The sequence below is a fragment of the Pedobacter sp. SG908 genome, from assembly GCF_011759615.1.
Lineage (GTDB): Bacteria > Bacteroidota > Bacteroidia > Sphingobacteriales > Sphingobacteriaceae > Pedobacter > Pedobacter riviphilus.
In genome coordinates this window covers 181,930-198,786 of record NZ_JAAOYY010000002.1, presented here as the reverse complement: position 1 = coordinate 198,786, position 16,857 = coordinate 181,930, and the positions used below count along the sequence as shown (strand labels likewise).

Here is a 16,857-nt window from a genome sequence, read left to right as displayed (position 1 = left end):
CGTGTCCGCTGCTGTCGGGTTTAGGTACAGCGGTTTGCTTCAGGGCACAGAACCTTCGTTTTCTAAACCTAAAAGGTACAAAATTCACCATTTGCGCAATCAGTTTTTAGAGATTTAACCCAGAAAGTATCAAAAAACACTCGAATTGCTTAAAATTTTCTACATTTGCACCATCATTAGGGGTGCCTTGTTTAAATAACACAAAAACAGGCTGAGATCATACCCATTGGCTTTGAATAATCAAATCAAAATACTCAATTTCCAAACGTCTGAAAATTGAATTTTGATCATTGGAATTTAAAGACCATGCACCTGATCCGGGTAATGCCGGCGTAGGGATTGGAGTTATGGAAGTTTAACTGAAAATCGGCAATGCCCCTTTTCCGATGAGTTTAACTAAAAACAATAAAATTGAAAAATTTACTTTTTGCAGCACTTGTTGCAATGTTGCCCTTCTTTGTATCGGCACAAATTTCTGTTACAGGTAAGGTAACAGATCAAAATCAGCAACCTCTTCCTGGTGCTACGGTTAAATTAAGAAATCAAAAAACAGCAGTTGTAAGCGATGCTTCAGGAAATTATAGTATCACAAACCTCGTTAATGGAAAATACACTATTGTAGTGAGTTATGTAGGCTATAAAACAATCGAAAAGACTGTAGAGCTTAAACAGAATACCGCGTTAGATTTTAGCCTCTCACCACAAAATTTCTTAGCTGAGGAGGTAATTGTTCGTGCAACACGGGCAACAGAAAAATCGGCCACTACCTACAAGAATATTGGCAAGGAGGAAATCCAGCAGAATAACTTCGGACAGGATCTGCCTTTCATCCTTCAAAACACACCGGGAGTTGTGGTTAATTCTGATGCTGGTGCTGGCGTAGGTTACACAGGCATCCGTATCCGTGGTAGCGACAATAGCAGGATCAATGTAACGGTTAATGGTATTCCGATAAACGACAGCGAAAGTTCAGGTACGTTTTATGTAAACATGCCCGATTTTGCTTCATCGGTAGATAACGTGCAGATTCAGCGCGGTGTAGGTACTTCAACCAATGGTGCAGGTGCATTTGGTGCGAGTTTAAATATTCAGACAACTGCCAGCGAAATGGAACCTTATGCCGAAATAAACAGCACTTACGGAAGTTTCAATACCTGGAAAAACACGATAAAGGTTGGAACAGGTTTGATTAACAATCGCTTTAGTTTTGACGGCCGCTTATCAAGAATCAGTTCGGATGGTTATGTAGACCGCGGTTCATCCTTGCTTAAATCATATTTCTTATCTGGTGCCTACCACGGAGATAAAGACCTGTTGCGTGTAAACGTTTTTTCGGGAAATGAGAAAACCTATCAATCATGGAACGGTATTCCGCAATCGCGCCTGGAAAATGACGTAGCCGGAATGAATGCCTATATCGCCAGAAATGGATTGGGTGCAGAAGATGCTGCAAACCTTTTAAATTCAGGCAGAACTTATAACAGTTTCTTATACAATAACCAAACAGATAACTATACGCAGAACCATTACCAGTTAATTTATGCCAGGCAGTTTTCTGATCAGTTTTCTTTTAATGGCGCCTTACATTATACCCAAGGCCAAGGTTATTATGAAGAATACCGGGTGCAGGATAAACTGAAAAATTATGGTTTAAATCCGGTTGTTATTCCAGGCGGAACTCCGGTTACCGAAACAGATCTGATCCGCCGGCGCTGGTTGGATAACGATTTCTATGGTGTTACTTATGCCTTTAATTATGTGCCGCAGAAGAATTTAAACTTTACTTTGGGCGGTGCATATAACGAATATAAAGGCGCACACTTTGGGCAGGTGATCTGGGCGCAATATGCATCAAACGGAAATATAGACAGACATTATTATGATAATGATGGTTTTAAAACCGATTTTAACGTTTATGGTAAAGTAAACTACAGCCCTGTTGAATCGTTAAGTTTATTTGCCGACCTGCAATATCGCAGGGTGTATTTCGATGTTGCCGGAACGGAAAATAAACTGAACACTTTGGCCATTAACGAAACCTTAAATTTCTTTAACCCGAAATTTGGGGCAACATATTTTATCAATCCACAGAGCAATGTATATGCCTCGTTTAGTGTGGCCAACAAAGAGCCTAACAGAGATGATTATACAGATGCTGCGGTAGCAGGCATCTCTCCAAAACCTGAACGTTTGAATGATGTAGAGTTAGGTTATCGATTTAAAAATGATAAATTTAATTTAGGTGCCAATGCTTACGGAATGTTCTATAAAAACCAATTGGTAGTTACCGGGCAAATAAATGATGTTGGAGCCAACTATCGTCAGAACGTAGACAGAAGCTATCGTTTAGGGATTGAGGTAGATGGTTCTTATATCATTAACCAGCAATTTGTATTAAACGCCAATGCTGCGTTGAGTAGAAACAAAATCAAGAACTTTACCGAATATTATGAAGATTACGATAATGGCGGATTTGTTGTAAACAACTACAAATTGACTGATATTTCTTATTCTCCCAAAGCCGTTCTTTTTGGGGAGCTTGTTTACAAACCTGTTAGTGGTTTTGCTGTAGCCTTACAGAGCAAGTATGTAAGCAAACAATACCTGGATAATACGCAGAACAACGATAGGACCATTAACGGTTATTGGGTAAGCAATGCACGTTTAGGCTACGATTTTAAATTTGCAGGCGTTAAAAATATTAACCTGGGTTTACTGGTAAACAATATTTTCGATAAGAAATACGAAAGCAATGGTTATACCTATGGCTACCAGGCAGGTGGAAGCAGGGTAACCGAAAACTTTTTTTATCCACAGGCGGGAACCAACTTTTTGTTAAGCCTGAACGTTAAGTTTTAGAAAAGCTTAAAGCTAAAAAACAGTAAATCGTCATTGGAAGATAAACACCCAATGGCGATTTTGTTTTATATTGGCATCCTGATTTTAAAGCCATTAATTCTACCATACCAAGCATGAAATACATAGAGAAACTTCATTACATTACGCACGATATCCCGCACCGCTCACACATTGAACAGGCGCAACTGGCTTGCGAGGCTGGTGCAAAATGGATCCAGTACCGTTGCCTGAGCAAAAATGATGAAGCGCTCCTGCAGGATATTAATGCTATTGCAGAAATCTGTGATGATTGGGGTACCACCTTAATCGTTACCGATCATATTCATTTAAATGGAAAGGCCGATATTCAGGGTTTTCATATGGAAGATATGGATGCCGATTTTATAGCACTGCGCAAACTTGTCGGCAATGATATTACCCTTGGAGGATTGGCAAATACAGTAGAAAATTTAATCAGACTTGCGCAAGAAGGTGTTGATTATGCTGGTTATGGTCCCTTTGCAATAACCGAAACCAAGCCCAACAAGTATAATCTCTTGGGCATAGAAGGTTATCAACAAGCAGTGAAAGAATTGAAAGCTCAGTCCATCAGCATTCCGGTATTGGCTGTGGGTGGGATTAAAACCTACGATGTAGAAGCTTTAATGCAAACCGGTATTTATGGCATAGCCGTTTCCGGAGCCATTAATTTTGCAGATGATTTTATTGAAGCTTATCAAGATTTTTACACGTTAGTTAAAGAAAGCACCTAGTATATAATTAATCATTTTACCTCTAACTGATTCTTACTGTACCGTACTTAAAGCGAAATTTCTATATTCGCAGTATGTCTTCACACCATATTGTAAAAGAAAAACAGGAGCCGGCTTTATACATCGATGAGCTTGGGAATTTTAACGAAGAACTTTTGGGCCAACTACTCGAATGGAGCCCTACGCTTTTGGTTAACGGAGAAAATTACGATAAGATTTTTTCCTTAGGCTTAAAGGTAGATGTGCTGGTAAACGGGAACGGGCAGGAAGCGCAGGAAGATACAAAAGTTATTCAGGGGCCTGTTGATGCTTTAATGGTGGCCGTTAATTATCTTTACGAAGAGAAATATCCAGCAGTGAATGTAATTGCAAAGAAATTCGATCTGGAGAAATTTGCAGGATTTGAAGACAAAATTAACCTGGTGGTATTTACCGAAAGAGCAAAGCACTACCCCATAAAATCGGGATTCTCGGTTTGGAAACCTGCGGGAAGTGAATTCCTGATCCATGGTAACCGATACATCGAAGTAACTAACCTTGAGCAGAATGAGGAAGAAATTTTTATTGTAGTTAAAGATGGCTTTGTAGAATTTACCTTTTCAGGACAACCAATTTTTATTAGCGAACCAATATGATTACCCTCAGAAAAGCAAAAGAAGAAGATATAGAAATCATCAGGGATATTGCTGTGGCAACCTGGCCATCAACCTACCTCGATATTATCGGGCAGAAACAGATTGATTACATGTTGGATAAAATGTACAATAAAGGAGAGCTATTGAAACAATTTATGGAAGGGTATGTCTTCCTGATTGCAGAAGAGGGCGAAAATCAGTTAGGTTTTACAGGTTACTCTATTATTGAACACGAAGAGCGTATTTATAAGCTGCACAAGCTTTATGTGCTGCCATCGGCGCACGGTAAAGGCGTTGGGAAAATCTTAATTAACGAGGTTTTTAACCAGGTAAAAGATGCCGGAGGAAGTGCATTACAGCTGAATGTGAACAAGCATAATAAAGCCAAAGATTTTTACTTAAAAGGAGGTTTTACCATTAAAGAATCAGTAATGCTTGATATAGGCGACGGTTACTTTATGGATGATTATGTGATGGAATATAAGTTTTAAATACGAGCAAACCGTCATCCTGAACTTGTTTCGGGATCTTGTAACAGGATAGATGCTGAAATAAATTCAGCATGACATATAGCTTGGAATATAAAGCACTAAAATTTGTCATCCCGAGCCTGTCGAAAGACCAACCTAAAATATATTATAAAGTGCTTCGACAGGCTCTCCGTAGGAGTCTTTTGGACAACATGATAGATCTTAACTGATAGTATAATCGCCTTTTTTACAACTAATTCTTCATACGGCCTTGTTCTGCTTCAGTACCCGTTGCGCGGCGGCGGGCAGGTTTAATTTCGTTTTTACCAAAACGATAGGTAAAGCTGATTCTGCCAATTTGGGTTTCATTTTTTTGATGCACCGTGTATGTTAAACCCGGATATGCACTTGATAAATTGTTTTCAGATATATTAAATACATCTGATAAGGCCAGTTTCAAACTTGCTTTTTTGTTGAACAATGATTTGCTTAAACCTGCATCAACATAATAACGGGCTTTTAAACTTAAGGTACCGTAATCAAGCGGCGATTCGTAACTGCCATTGATCTCTGCCGTAAAACCATCCATAATCGTAAAGGTTTGTTGCGATTTAAATTGGAAAGATGTTTTCCCGGTTTTTAAAGCACTCCCGGCTAAATCTGGCGATTTGAAACTGAGGTAAAAAACATTTAAGTTATTATTGGTCTGCCACCATTTCGTAATCTGAACGGGCACATTTAAATTGGCGTTGTAGCTAATGTTGGTGGCAATATTTGCATTGGTTTGATATAACGACTGATTTGCGGCATCAGGTAAAATTACTTCTGCAATTACATCGTTAATTCTGCTATAGCCAATGGAGAGCATGTATTTTTGCAATAGGGTATAACTAAGCTCAAAATTGTGTGTATACTGCGGATTTAAAAAGGGATTTCCTTTGCTATAGGTAAATTCGTCTAAGTAATAGATGAAGGGATTTAAAGCATCGTAACTTGGGCGGTCTATCCTTCTGCTATAAGAAAAACCTAACTGGTTGTTTTTTGAAAGCGTTTGTTGAACAAACAATGTTGGAAAGAAATCCCAATAACTTCGTTCCACTACGGTATTCGTGGTAATCAAATTTCCTTTCGAATTGGTTTGCTCAACCCTTAAGCCAATTTGAACACTTGTATTTTTAAACTGTTTGTTTACATTGGTATAAGCTGCATTTACATTTTCATCGTATACAAACTGGTTGCTTCGTTTTACATCGTTCTGCCAGGCATTGTTTACCAACATTTCCGCTTGCAAGTCATTGTCGGTTTTAACCCAGCTGCTTTTAATCCCGGCTTCGAGTTTAACCGTTTTGTTAAGTGATACATTATAGTCGATTTTAAATGCTTTGATATCAATAATCGATGGGGTGTTGTTGCGGGTATACCTGATCGGGTGGATTCTGTCTCCATTGGGAAACCGATAATCGTTTTCATAATTAGAACCATCGTTACCTTTGTATTTGGAATAGTCTACATCTGCCGAGATTTCTGAACCCGCAGTATCCAAAACAGATTTATAATTTAAGTTATAAGAAACATTATTGTATTTGTTTGCTTGCAATGAGTTGGTGATCAGGGTAGAATCCACCTTGTTAAAGGATGGACCGATTAAAGTGTTGTTTCCCGCAGTTTCATTTCCATGATTAAAGTAGCCGTTTACCAATATACCAATGGTGTTTTTCTTATCGATAAAGTAATCTAAACCTGCTTTAAGGTTATTGTTATATTGTTTTCTTTTGCTTTCACCTACCTGCATAAAGTAAATATCGGGTGTGCCATTCGAAATCCGGTCGATAGCGATCAGGTTATCACGCTCAAACTTACCATAGTTGTAGTTACCAAAAACATTAAGTTTCTGTGTACGGTGGTTCAGGTTTAAACCCGCATTTGCCCTTAGGTTTTTACCATATCCTAAAGATCCGTTTATACTGCCGTTTGTTCCGCCGTTTTTACTTTTTTTGGTTTTGATGTTGATAATGCCCGAATTACCTGACGCATCATACTTTGACGAAGGATTGGTAATTAGTTCGATGCTTTCTATTTCCGAACTCTGCATGTTACGTAGTAGGTTCGCCACATCAGCACTGCTCATATAAGTCTGCTTGCCATCCAGTTGAATGAGCACACCTTGTTTACCCATCATCGAAATCTTATCATTCTGATCTACCGTTACGCCTGGTGCTTTTTGCAAAACCTCCAGCGCAGTAGAGCCTGTCATAACCGAACTATTGGAAACATTCATCACGATCTTATCCATTTTTCTTTCGATTAATGGTTTAGTTACCGCTACATTCACTTCTTTTAAGTTTTGAGCGCTTGCGGTGAGCTGAGCCGTTCCGAAATCTACTTTCTGATTATCCTCTGTTAAAACGATGGTTTTACTTTTAAGTGTTTTGTAACCCATGTTACTGGCTTTATAGAAATAACTCCCTTTACCCGAAACATTAAAATTAAATGTCCCGTTTGGATCGGTAAATGCTGTTTTAACCACACTCGAATCGGATGCTTTAAAGAGCACAACCGTAACATAATCTGCAGGTTTTTTGGTTTCATCTAAAATTACCCCACTGATATTTGGTTTAGGGTTTGTTTGCGCAAAACCCACCTTAACGGCAAAAAGAAGTGTAAGGATAAATGGTATTCTGTATAGTGTTTTCATTTTTAGGTATTTATTCTTAAAAAAAATGGGCAAAAAGATTTCTATATCGCATGTGCATGCGCTTTCAATTTAATTGCTTGCTTATTTTAAAGTTTAGCCGGAAACGAAAAGTTTCCGTTGTTTAGTTATAGGTAAGACGAGCATTTTTTAAAAAGGTTACAGGGATTTTAAAAAAGTTGGGGGCCGGGAGCCCAAAGTCAGGATTAAATTGCTTCTTAATTGTAATGCATTGGTAGGGTTTTTAGGTTGCATTAAGATTCCCGCCTGCGCGGGAATGACGACCGTTCTTTGCGATCTGCCATTGGTAAAGAAGGAAAAGAATCTTTTAAGAGACTTTGTTAGTTAACCGATTAACAGTTTAAACAATTAACTCAGTCTCACAAATGAACCAATGACTAATGAACCAAAAAAAAGCCACAGACAAACAAGTTTACACCTGCATATCTATGGCTTTAAATTCCTGGGTAAAAGGAATCTTTTATTTTACACCAAGTACATCAACACCTTGTTCGAAAACAACATCAACCGGAATATTCTTCTTGGTTAATCGGTCCAGATCTGTTTGCAGTTCTGTATGGATAACCGCTTTTTCTTTTTGTGCTTTTTCTACCGCAACTTTATCACCGTTACCTTGAAGGGTAAGAATAAATGCACTTAAATCGTTCATTGCAGTTGCAAATTTTTCGAAGTTTACTTTGTAGGTACCTTTTGCTGTACGCTCAAAAGCACCTTTTTCCTGGAAATAATTAAAACACTGCATATTGGCTTTTCCGTGTGCTTCAGATACACCAAAGCGAACAGAGCGTAAAATGCCAGCCATAAATGTGGTGTAATAATCTTTTACATCACCTTTCAGTTCACCCTTTTTAAGTAAGCCCGTTACCATATACAAGCCTAAAATATCGGCTTTACCTTCTTCTAACCAGCTATACTGCTCTTTTAATGCGGCACGTACAAAACCTTTCCCGGTAATGGTTTTTTTTATGCCTAAACCATGGGCTACCTCGTGAAACATGACGTTTGCAAAAAAAGCATCAAACTTAATGTATTGCTGCTGATCAGCTTCAATTAATTCTTTTGAAATCGGTACCAGGATTTTATCAAACTTAGCCTGCATTGCATTTTTCAGCTGCGAACGGCGTGTTCCTTTTTCCTGCTGGATTTTTTCATCATTCGGGAGGTTAACGGCAATGGTTTTCGATCCGGCATTGCAGTCTCCTGCATAATAAACCACATCATATGCATTTAACTCAGAGTCGGTTCCAGGGGTTTCTGTTTTGTATTTTGCCGCAACTGGTAGGTTTTTTTGCAATTCAGGAAGCATTTTTACATACTTTGCCAAACGCTTACTCCACTCTTTATCTTTGATTAAAACATAAGCTTCGTAACTGGTACGGGCATTAAACAGTTTATCCTCGTAATTTTCAATTGGGCCGATAATGATATCCAAACCATTGGTTTTCATATCCAACCAGGCATAATCACTTGCGGTAAAATTATCTGTTACCAAAGCATCGGCCCTTAGGTTTAAATATTTTTTTAAACCGGCATCTTCAGCAATTAGCGCTGCCTGTTTTAACAATGAACTTGCCTTTTGTAATTCTGAAGCAAATAATACGTGATAAGGTACCGTTGATAATTTTCCTGTACTGTCTTTTTGAACAACAGAATATGCACCAAACTTATCGGCAAGGTCTGATTTCTCTATGGCTTCTTTTGTAATCCCGTATGGGTAAAAAGATGCTCCCTCTGGTTTGGCACCAACACCTTCAACAAAAGGTTTATCGTTATTTAATCTATCCCAAGGACCATAATTGATATTAACAAAATCGCGGGTTTTTTCGTCTTTAATAGTTGCAAGCAGGCTATCTCTTTGTGGGTAGGCTTGTTTCCAATATAATTGATCCATAATTTCTGCTGCCTGGATTAACAAAGGCAGAATTTTACGGTCGTTAACACTTAAATCGTTAATATTAGTGGTTAATTTTACCCTTTCATAAATGGGTAAGCGTTGGGCAACATAATTGGTGAGACTATCTTTTTGTACTACCACAGCCTTTTCATCTTTAGATTTATTATTGCCAGTACAAGACGATAAAGCGCCTACTGAAATAGCTACTGCCGATAAAAATAGGGTCGATTTGTATAAATTCTTCATATTAAAGTATATGGCCGCTAAATTAGTAAATTTTGAAAGCTTTGTATAAAGTTTGATGCATTGGGTGAAGTTTAACATAACTTTGTAACTTCAACTCGCTAACAATTCATGCCATGTTATTTTCCAGGTTATCAAAATCATTATCTATTTCCGCTTTTTCTCTGGTACTTATTTTATCTGCCTGCGGAAGCAGCAAATATGCCGCAACGGAAAAAATCTATAAGGAAAAAGCAAAAGATTTTTCGAAAATAATTAATACCACTCCACCGGCTGGTCAGCTTTACGATTCATTGGGAGCTGCAAATCAGGAATGGATTGGCTCTGTAAATTTTGGGATACGTAAGCCAAATTTTGTGGTGATCCACCATACTGCGCAAGATAGTTTGGCACAAACAATAAAAACATTTTTCTCTACTAAAGCAGGTACGAGCGCACATTATGTTATTAGTCGCGACGGTAAAGTGGTGCATATGGTGAATGATTATTTACGCGCAAACCATGCTGGTGTGAGTAAATGGGGGAAAGATACCGATCTTAATTCTTCGTCAATCGGTATCGAGCTGGATAATAATGGCTTAACTGACCCGTGGCCCGATGTGCAGATTAATAGCTTGCTTAAGTTATTGGCCACTTTAAAGAAAACATACGGTATACCTACGGCAAATTTTATCGGTCATGCTGATATTGCACCTAAACGTAAAAACGATCCGAAAAATTTCCCCTGGAAAAAGCTGGCCGATAAAGGTTTTGGCTATTGGTATGATGATGTGCTGAAAAATCCTCCCGTAGATTTTAATACCGAAATGGCCTTAAGATATATTGGCTATGATACCAGTAATCTTCCTGCGGCAATCACCGCTTTCAAAATTCATTTTATCCAAAGTGATATTACGCCGACTTTAACACCAGTGGATATATTGGTGCTGTATAATGTGTATACGAAGTATTAAGCGGAATGGGGTTTGGCGGTTAGCGTAAATTAAACTCATATTGATGATCAGCTTTTAAGCAAGCCCCATGAACTATAGTTTCTGCAAACATTAACCAATTAGTCCCAAAAATTTTTCTAAAAAAAACACGGATAAATCTGTGTTCATCCGTGTTTATCTATTTAAAAATGCTTATTAATTTGGTTTCTTAAACGTATCCTTTAAGGTTACCGTTCTATTGAAAACCAATTTATCGGCTGTAGAATCTTTATCTAAACAGAAATAACCTTTGCGGATAAACTGATAACGGCTTTCCAGATCTGCTGTTGCCAATGCTGGCTCGATATAAGCGTTAGGTAAAACCGTTAAGCTTTCAGGATTTAAGTAATCTTTAAAATCTCCTTCTTCAGCATCTGGCGTTTCAGAGGTAAATAAACGATCGTATAAACGAATTTCAGCAGTTTTAGCATGTGCTACACTTACCCAGTGGATTGTTCCTTTAACATTTACGCCGCTGGTATCGTTTCCACTTTTCGATTCAGGAATATAAGTGCAATGGATTTCGGTTACGTTTCCGTTTTTATCTTTCACAAAATCTTCGCATTTAACAATATAAGCGAATTTTAAGCGTACCATTGCGCCTGGTGCCAAACGGAACCATTTTTTTGCTGGTACTTCCATAAAATCTTCACGTTCTATCCAAAGTTCGTTGCTAAAAGGAATCACACGTGTACCTCCACCATCTTCAGCCTCTGGATTGTTTTCGCCGATTAAATCTTCTGTTCCTTTTTCGTAATTTGTAATCACCAGTTTAATCGGATCTAAAACCGCCATTACACGGTTAGCGGTTTTATTTAAATCTTCGCGGATACAAAATTCCAGTAAACTTAGCTCAATTAAATTTTCGCGTTTGGCAATACCAATACGTTCGCAAAATTCGCGTACACTCTTCGGTGTAAAACCCCTCCTACGCAAACCACTAATGGTAGGCATGCGCGGATCGTCCCATCCATTTACTAAGTTTTCGTTAACCAGTTGAAGTAACTTACGTTTACTCATTACCGTGCTGGTAAGGTTTAAACGGGCAAATTCATATTGTTTCGAAGGGAAAATCTCTAATTTTTCGATAAACCAATCATACAGTTCACGGTGCGAAACATATTCCAATGTACAGATAGAGTGCGTGATGTTTTCAATACTATCACTTTGCCCGTGAGCAAAATCGTACATCGGGTAAATGCACCACTTGTTACCTGTACGGTGATGTTCGGCATGCTTGATGCGGTAAATAATCGGATCGCGCATTAACATATTCGGACTGGCCATATCGATTTTTGCTCTCAAAATATATGCGCCATCAGGAAATTCGCCATTTTTCATTTTCGTGAAAATGTCTAAATTTTCTTCAATGCTGCGGTTACGATACGGGCTATCCTGCCCTGGTTCTGTTGGCGTGCCTTTTAAAGCTGCAATTTCATCTGCAGAACTCTCGTCAACATAAGCCAAACCTTTTTCGATCAGTTTAATGGCAAAACCATACAGCTCGTCAAAATAATCTGAGGCATATAATTCATTTTTCCAGTTAAAACCCAGCCATCTAATATCTTCCTGCTGGCTGGTTACGTATTCTGTTTTTTCAGTTACCGGGTTGGTATCGTCAAAACGTAGGTTGGTATAGCCGCCGTATTTTTGTGTTAGTCCGAAATTTAAGCATATCGCTTTCGCGTGGCCGATGTGTAGATAACCATTAGGCTCCGGCGGGAAACGCGTAACCAAAGTTTCGTACTTACCACTATTTAAGTCGTTCTCAACAATTTCTTCAATAAAGTTCAATGACTTTTCTTCACTCATAAAAACCTGTAAATTAGGAATGCAAATGTAAAAAGATTGAGCGGATTTATACAATGATTATGGGTTTATTAGTCCATAGTTGATAGTTGATAGTCCAGAACTTCATTATAGTGCTATGAAAGAACAAATATGTTAGTATTATAGGCTAATTCGCCGTCGAAAACCACGACTCTGAACAATGAGCCTCAACCATTACTTGCTTTTTCCCTATTTCTCAATTACCTAATAAAATCGATACATTTACATCAACTTAATATGAATGATGAGCAAAGTATTAAATCGGCCTATCCGCGTTTTAGTAGCTAAAGTTGGATTAGATGGCCATGACAGGGGAGCCAAAGTAATTGCAACTTCCTTACGAGATGCAGGCATGGAAGTAATTTATACCGGCCTACGCCAAACACCAGAAATGGTGGTAAACACAGCACTTCAGGAGGATGTTGATGCCATTGGGATTTCTATCCTATCGGGCGCGCACATGACGGTTTTTCCAAAGATTATTCATTTTATGAAAGAAAAACAGTTAGATGATGTGTTGTTAACCGGTGGAGGGATCATTCCGGAAGCAGATCGGTTAAAACTTGCAGAAATGGGTGTTGGGGAGCTATTTCCGCCAGGTACAACAATGGCAAGTATTGTAGAATATATTCAGAATTGGGTTACAGAAAATAGAAATTTTTAAGCTATGGCATACCAGAATTTAATTTCAGAAATAAAAGAAAACATTTTATACATTACCATCAACCGTGAAAAAGCACTGAATGCTTTAAATAAAGATACTTTAGCCGAACTGGCTGATGTAATTGCTTTCGCAGGTAAAACCGATGAAGTAAGGGGCGTTATTTTAACCGGAGCAGGTGAAAAAGCCTTTGTTGCAGGGGCAGACATTAAAGAATTTTCTGATTATAGTGGTAAACAGGGAGAAGATTTAGCAAAGCGTGGTCATGATCTGGTTTTTAATGCCATTGAAAATTCTTCAAAGCCATTTATTGCAGCAATTAATGGATTTGCTTTGGGCGGAGGACTGGAGTTGGCTATGGCCTGCCACATACGCATCGCATCAGATCATGCAAAATTAGGTTTACCTGAGGTTACTTTAGGTTTAATTCCGGGTTATGGCGGTACCCAACGCCTTACACAATTGGTCGGAAAAGGTAAAGCAATAGAAATGATTACTACCGCAAATATGATTACAGCTTCGGATGCAGAAAAAATAGGCCTTGTAAATTATGTTGTTCCGCAGCCTGATCTAATCAGCAAGGCTGAAGAGATACTGAATGTGATTAAGCAACGCGCACCACTAGCTATTTCAGCTGCAATAAAATCTGTAATTGCAGCTGTAAATAACAACAATGGCTACGCTACCGAAATTGAAGAATTTGGTAAATGTTTCGAAACGGCCGATTTTAAGGAGGGGGTAACCGCGTTTATTGAAAAGAGAAAAGCAAATTTCACCGGAAAGTAGTAAGCATGTAGTATTAATTTGATGATTTATATCGGGAAATAATTGCAAAAGTTTTCCAAAGCAATTTTTTTTGAGTAATTTGTGTGTTATTCATTTACTAACCTTTAACGTAGCTATGGTTGCGTACAGGTTTTTATAATAACGCTACTCATGAAAAAGAAGGTACTCATTGTTGACGATGAAATCAGCATCGGTTTATTGCTATCCAAATTTTTGACTAAAAACGGATTTGAAGTTTCAAATGTAACAACCGGCAGAACGGTTCTACAAATTCTAGAAAAAGAGCGGTTCGATTTGGTATTGTGCGATTATCGATTGGATGATACAGATGGAAAAGAAATTTTGATCCACATTAAAGAAAACTATCCAGCTACAGGTGTTATCATTATTACAGGTTATTCGGATATTAAGCTTGCCGTAGAATTAATAAAACTTGGCGCTTTCGATTATATTGTAAAACCGCTTTATCCGGATGAAATTTTAAACACCATAAATAAGGCCCTTGAAACGCAGGAAGATTTAAAATCAACTCAAAATTTTGAACATGCAGGTGGCAATCTTTCCGATTTTCAAGATTGCCCTGAGTATATAAATGGCGAAAGCGATGCTTCGGTGCTTTTATTGAAACAGATTCAGCTTGTTGCACCAACAGGATATACTGTCATTTTAACAGGGAAAAGCGGCACCGGGAAAGAATGTGTTGCTAAAACCATTCATCTGAACAGTGCACGCAGCAAAGAACCTTTCATCGCTATGGATTGTGGTTCTTTAACCAAAGATTTAGCTGCAAGTGAATTTTTTGGACACGAGAAAGGCGCATTTACCGGAGCAGCCTTCACTAAAATTGGCCACTTTGAGCAGGCTAACGGTGGTACATTATTTCTTGACGAGATCGGCAACCTTTCCTACGAGATCCAGGCAATTTTACTCAGGGCTGTACAGGAGCGGAAAATAAAGCGGATTGGAAGTACGAAAGAGATAGATCTGGATGTACGGCTTATTGTAGCTACAAATGAAAATTTAGTAGAAAGCATTAAGAAGGGTTCGTTCAGGGAAGATTTGTACCATCGCTTTAATGAATTTTCTATACACGTTCCATCATTGAAACACCGGGATAATGATATCCTTATCTTTGCTGAGCACTTTTTGGCTACAGTGAACAAAGAATTGAATAAAAACATTGAAGGCTTTTCTGATGAAGTGAAGAAATGTTTATTAGCATACCACTGGCCAGGTAATGTACGCGAGCTGAAAAATGTGATCAGGCGGATAGCTTTATTGACAGATGGAGATAGGATAGAAACCCATGTTTTACCATTGGAGCTTGGAATGAGTGATTATCCTAAGGCGGAGCAGGATAAAAAAGCACTTCTTTTTCAGCGAGAACTCAATAACGTCAAATCACTTGATTTGAGAAATGCAGCCAAAGAAGCGGAGTATACCGCTATTTTAGAAGTTTTAAAAGCAGTTAATTTCAATAAAACCAAGGCGGCAAAAATCTTAAACATCGACAGGAAAACGCTTTACAACAAAATCAAATTTGTTGAGATTGGTGATGACGTATAAATTTTAAATCGGGAAAAACAAAATCAGCCATTTTAGCATTTAAAGAATACCTTATTATCTAAATATGTCAGTATTCTCTTATAAACAACGCAACAACATTAACCTGGTTATTATTATTGCACTTGGGGTATTAATTGCATATTCTTTGCAAAGTATTTTTAGTGCTATTCTAAGTACTTTGGTGCTTTATACGATCATGCGGCCAGCCTATATTCACTTGGCAGAAAATAAGGGGTGGAATAAAAGAGTAACGGCTATTTTTCTTATCGCCATTTCTATCATACTCATTGTAATGCCTTTTTATGCATTAAGTAGTATGGTAATCAGTAAAATTTCAGAATTGAAGAACAATGAAGTTTTTTTCAGGAATTTACTGGTTAAATTACAGCACCTTATCCCGGTTAAAATTAATCAGGATCTTATTCAAGAAGGGTTAAACCGTTTAGGGAATTGGGCCACTCAGCTTTTTCCTTCTTTAATATCGAGTGCAGTAAATATTATATTAAGCTTATTGGTGATGTACTTTTTACTCTACTTTATGTTAATAGAGCGGAAAAAATTCGAATTTTCACTAATTAAATATGCGCCGTTCAGGGAGCAGAATGCACTTCGTTTTGGCGATGAAATGCGCAATACAACTTATGCAAATGTACTGGGGCAAGGGCTGATCTGCCTCGTTCAAGGTTCGCTTTTGAGTCTTTCCTTTTATGTTTTAGGTTATAAAGATCCCGTGTTTTGGGGGGTAATTACAACATTTATTTCTTTTGTACCTGTTTTAGGGCCACCTGTTGTTTTTGTTCCGGCTGCGATTTTGCAGATTGCGAACGGTAATAATTTTGCTGGCTGGGCCATGCTTATTTTTGGTTTTGTAGTCATTATCAATATCGATAATGTGCTAAGGTTTATCATTGCAAAAAAAGTTGGCAATATTCACCCCATAATTACAGTAATTGGCGTAATTATTGGTATCCCTTTATTTGGAATATTGGGCCTTGTTTTTGGCCCGCTACTGTTATCTTATTTTATATTGCTCGTTAAGATTTACGAAACCAGTACGCTTGCATCAGAAAGATTGGAAAGAATTAAAACAAATAACGAGCATACGGAGTTATAAATATAGCTTAACAATAAATAATATAGTAGTTTTATATTGTACATAATTGTTAAACCCTTAAAATACATTAATTATGAATGATAACTCAAAAGTTGTAGTTGCGCTTTTAGCCGGATTAGCTGCCGGTGCGGCTCTAGGAATTTTGTTCGCACCAGATAAAGGTGATGAAACTCGCGATAAACTAAGCCAATCGCTAAAAGATTTAGGCGATTCTATCAAGGATAAAGCTGCTGATGAAATTAACCACCTTGCCAGCTTAAAGGATAAAGTAGTAAGCTCAATCAAAACAAAACTAAGAAGCGTAGAAGAAGAATACAGCGACGACGTAGAGCACGCGTAATAAATAAAATATTGCATAGCCGG

13 protein-coding genes and 1 riboswitch are annotated in these 16,857 nt (G+C 38.0%); of the genes, 10 read left to right on the top strand and 3 right to left on the bottom strand.

What is annotated here, in order from left to right; all coding sequences use genetic code 11:
- The first annotated feature begins 169 nt into the window (after nucleotides 1-169).
- Nucleotides 170-357, top strand: a riboswitch (TPP riboswitch).
- Nucleotides 358-411: 54 nt separating this feature from the next.
- From FHT21_RS15835 to FHT21_RS15820, 4 genes are all read left to right on the top strand, one after another.
- Nucleotides 412-2,859 (top strand): TonB-dependent receptor, encoded by a 2,448-nt coding sequence (locus tag FHT21_RS15835; RefSeq protein ID WP_317169973.1) that lies wholly within the window; start codon nucleotides 412-414, stop codon nucleotides 2,857-2,859.
- 113 nt (nucleotides 2,860-2,972) lie between these two features.
- Nucleotides 2,973-3,611, top strand: a complete 639-nt coding sequence (locus tag FHT21_RS15830; RefSeq protein WP_167295751.1) for a thiamine phosphate synthase — start codon at nucleotides 2,973-2,975, stop codon at nucleotides 3,609-3,611.
- A 74-nt stretch (nucleotides 3,612-3,685) separates the two neighbouring features.
- Nucleotides 3,686-4,246 (top strand): thiamine pyrophosphokinase, encoded by a 561-nt coding sequence (locus FHT21_RS15825; RefSeq protein ID WP_167295750.1) that lies wholly within the window; start codon nucleotides 3,686-3,688, stop codon nucleotides 4,244-4,246.
- Nucleotides 4,243-4,737 (top strand): GNAT family N-acetyltransferase, encoded by a 495-nt coding sequence (locus FHT21_RS15820; protein ID WP_167295749.1) that lies wholly within the window; start codon nucleotides 4,243-4,245, stop codon nucleotides 4,735-4,737. Before FHT21_RS15825 ends, FHT21_RS15820 begins: the two co-directional genes overlap by 4 nt.
- Nucleotides 4,738-4,969: 232 nt before the next feature.
- Here the strand turns inward: FHT21_RS15820 and FHT21_RS15815 are convergent, their stop codons facing one another.
- Both FHT21_RS15815 and FHT21_RS15810 read right to left on the bottom strand, forming a co-directional pair.
- Nucleotides 4,970-7,411, bottom strand: coding sequence for an outer membrane beta-barrel protein (locus FHT21_RS15815; protein ID WP_167295748.1), 2,442 nt, complete (start codon nucleotides 7,409-7,411; stop codon nucleotides 4,970-4,972).
- 478 nt (nucleotides 7,412-7,889) lie between these two features.
- Nucleotides 7,890-9,569 carry a Zn-dependent hydrolase gene (locus FHT21_RS15810; RefSeq protein ID WP_167295747.1) on the bottom strand — a complete coding sequence of 560 codons (1,680 nt, stop codon included), beginning with the start codon at nucleotides 9,567-9,569 and terminating at the stop codon, nucleotides 7,890-7,892.
- 113 nt (nucleotides 9,570-9,682) lie between these two features.
- Here FHT21_RS15810 and FHT21_RS15805 point away from each other — a divergent pair, with 113 nt between their 5' ends.
- Nucleotides 9,683-10,519, top strand: coding sequence for an N-acetylmuramoyl-L-alanine amidase (locus tag FHT21_RS15805; RefSeq protein WP_167295746.1), 837 nt, complete (start codon nucleotides 9,683-9,685; stop codon nucleotides 10,517-10,519).
- A gap of 174 nt (nucleotides 10,520-10,693) precedes the next feature.
- Here the strand turns inward: FHT21_RS15805 and FHT21_RS15800 are convergent, their stop codons facing one another.
- Complete coding sequence (locus FHT21_RS15800; RefSeq protein ID WP_167295745.1) at nucleotides 10,694-12,349, bottom strand: glutamine--tRNA ligase/YqeY domain fusion protein; 1,656 nt, start codon at nucleotides 12,347-12,349, stop codon at nucleotides 10,694-10,696.
- Nucleotides 12,350-12,608: 259 nt separating this feature from the next.
- Here FHT21_RS15800 and FHT21_RS15795 point away from each other — a divergent pair, with 259 nt between their 5' ends.
- From FHT21_RS15795 to FHT21_RS15775, 5 genes are all read left to right on the top strand, one after another.
- Nucleotides 12,609-13,031 carry a cobalamin B12-binding domain-containing protein gene (locus tag FHT21_RS15795; protein ID WP_223833441.1) on the top strand — a complete coding sequence of 141 codons (423 nt, stop codon included), beginning with the start codon at nucleotides 12,609-12,611 and terminating at the stop codon, nucleotides 13,029-13,031.
- A 3-nt stretch (nucleotides 13,032-13,034) separates the two neighbouring features.
- Entirely contained in the window at nucleotides 13,035-13,814 is a 780-nt protein-coding gene (locus FHT21_RS15790) for an enoyl-CoA hydratase-related protein (RefSeq protein ID WP_167295744.1), read from the top strand.
- A gap of 150 nt (nucleotides 13,815-13,964) precedes the next feature.
- On the top strand, nucleotides 13,965-15,380 hold the full coding sequence (locus FHT21_RS15785) for a sigma-54 dependent transcriptional regulator (protein ID WP_167295743.1): 1,416 nt from the start codon (nucleotides 13,965-13,967) through the stop codon (nucleotides 15,378-15,380).
- Between the two features lie 64 nt (nucleotides 15,381-15,444).
- A complete protein-coding gene (locus FHT21_RS15780; RefSeq protein WP_167295742.1) occupies nucleotides 15,445-16,494 on the top strand; it encodes an AI-2E family transporter in 1,050 nt (349 codons plus the stop codon).
- Nucleotides 16,495-16,567: 73 nt separating this feature from the next.
- A complete protein-coding gene (locus tag FHT21_RS15775) occupies nucleotides 16,568-16,834 on the top strand; it encodes a YtxH domain-containing protein (RefSeq protein ID WP_057930800.1) in 267 nt (88 codons plus the stop codon).
- The last annotated feature ends 23 nt before the right edge of the window (nucleotides 16,835-16,857 follow it).

Coding starts and splice junctions, on each gene's coding strand:
- FHT21_RS15830 (WP_167295751.1), top strand. CDS start 2,973: ATGAAATACATAGAGAAACTTCATTACATTACGCACGATATCCCGCAC.
- FHT21_RS15825 (WP_167295750.1), top strand. CDS start 3,686: ATGTCTTCACACCATATTGTAAAAGAAAAACAGGAGCCGGCTTTATAC.
- FHT21_RS15820 (WP_167295749.1), top strand. CDS start 4,243: ATGATTACCCTCAGAAAAGCAAAAGAAGAAGATATAGAAATCATCAGG.
- FHT21_RS15815 (WP_167295748.1), bottom strand. CDS start 7,411: ATGAAAACACTATACAGAATACCATTTATCCTTACACTTCTTTTTGCC.
- FHT21_RS15810 (WP_167295747.1), bottom strand. CDS start 9,569: ATGAAGAATTTATACAAATCGACCCTATTTTTATCGGCAGTAGCTATT.
- FHT21_RS15805 (WP_167295746.1), top strand. CDS start 9,683: ATGTTATTTTCCAGGTTATCAAAATCATTATCTATTTCCGCTTTTTCT.
- FHT21_RS15800 (WP_167295745.1), bottom strand. CDS start 12,349: ATGAGTGAAGAAAAGTCATTGAACTTTATTGAAGAAATTGTTGAGAAC.
- FHT21_RS15795 (WP_223833441.1), top strand. CDS start 12,609: ATGATGAGCAAAGTATTAAATCGGCCTATCCGCGTTTTAGTAGCTAAA.
- FHT21_RS15790 (WP_167295744.1), top strand. CDS start 13,035: ATGGCATACCAGAATTTAATTTCAGAAATAAAAGAAAACATTTTATAC.
- FHT21_RS15785 (WP_167295743.1), top strand. CDS start 13,965: ATGAAAAAGAAGGTACTCATTGTTGACGATGAAATCAGCATCGGTTTA.
- FHT21_RS15780 (WP_167295742.1), top strand. CDS start 15,445: ATGTCAGTATTCTCTTATAAACAACGCAACAACATTAACCTGGTTATT.
- FHT21_RS15775 (WP_057930800.1), top strand. CDS start 16,568: ATGAATGATAACTCAAAAGTTGTAGTTGCGCTTTTAGCCGGATTAGCT.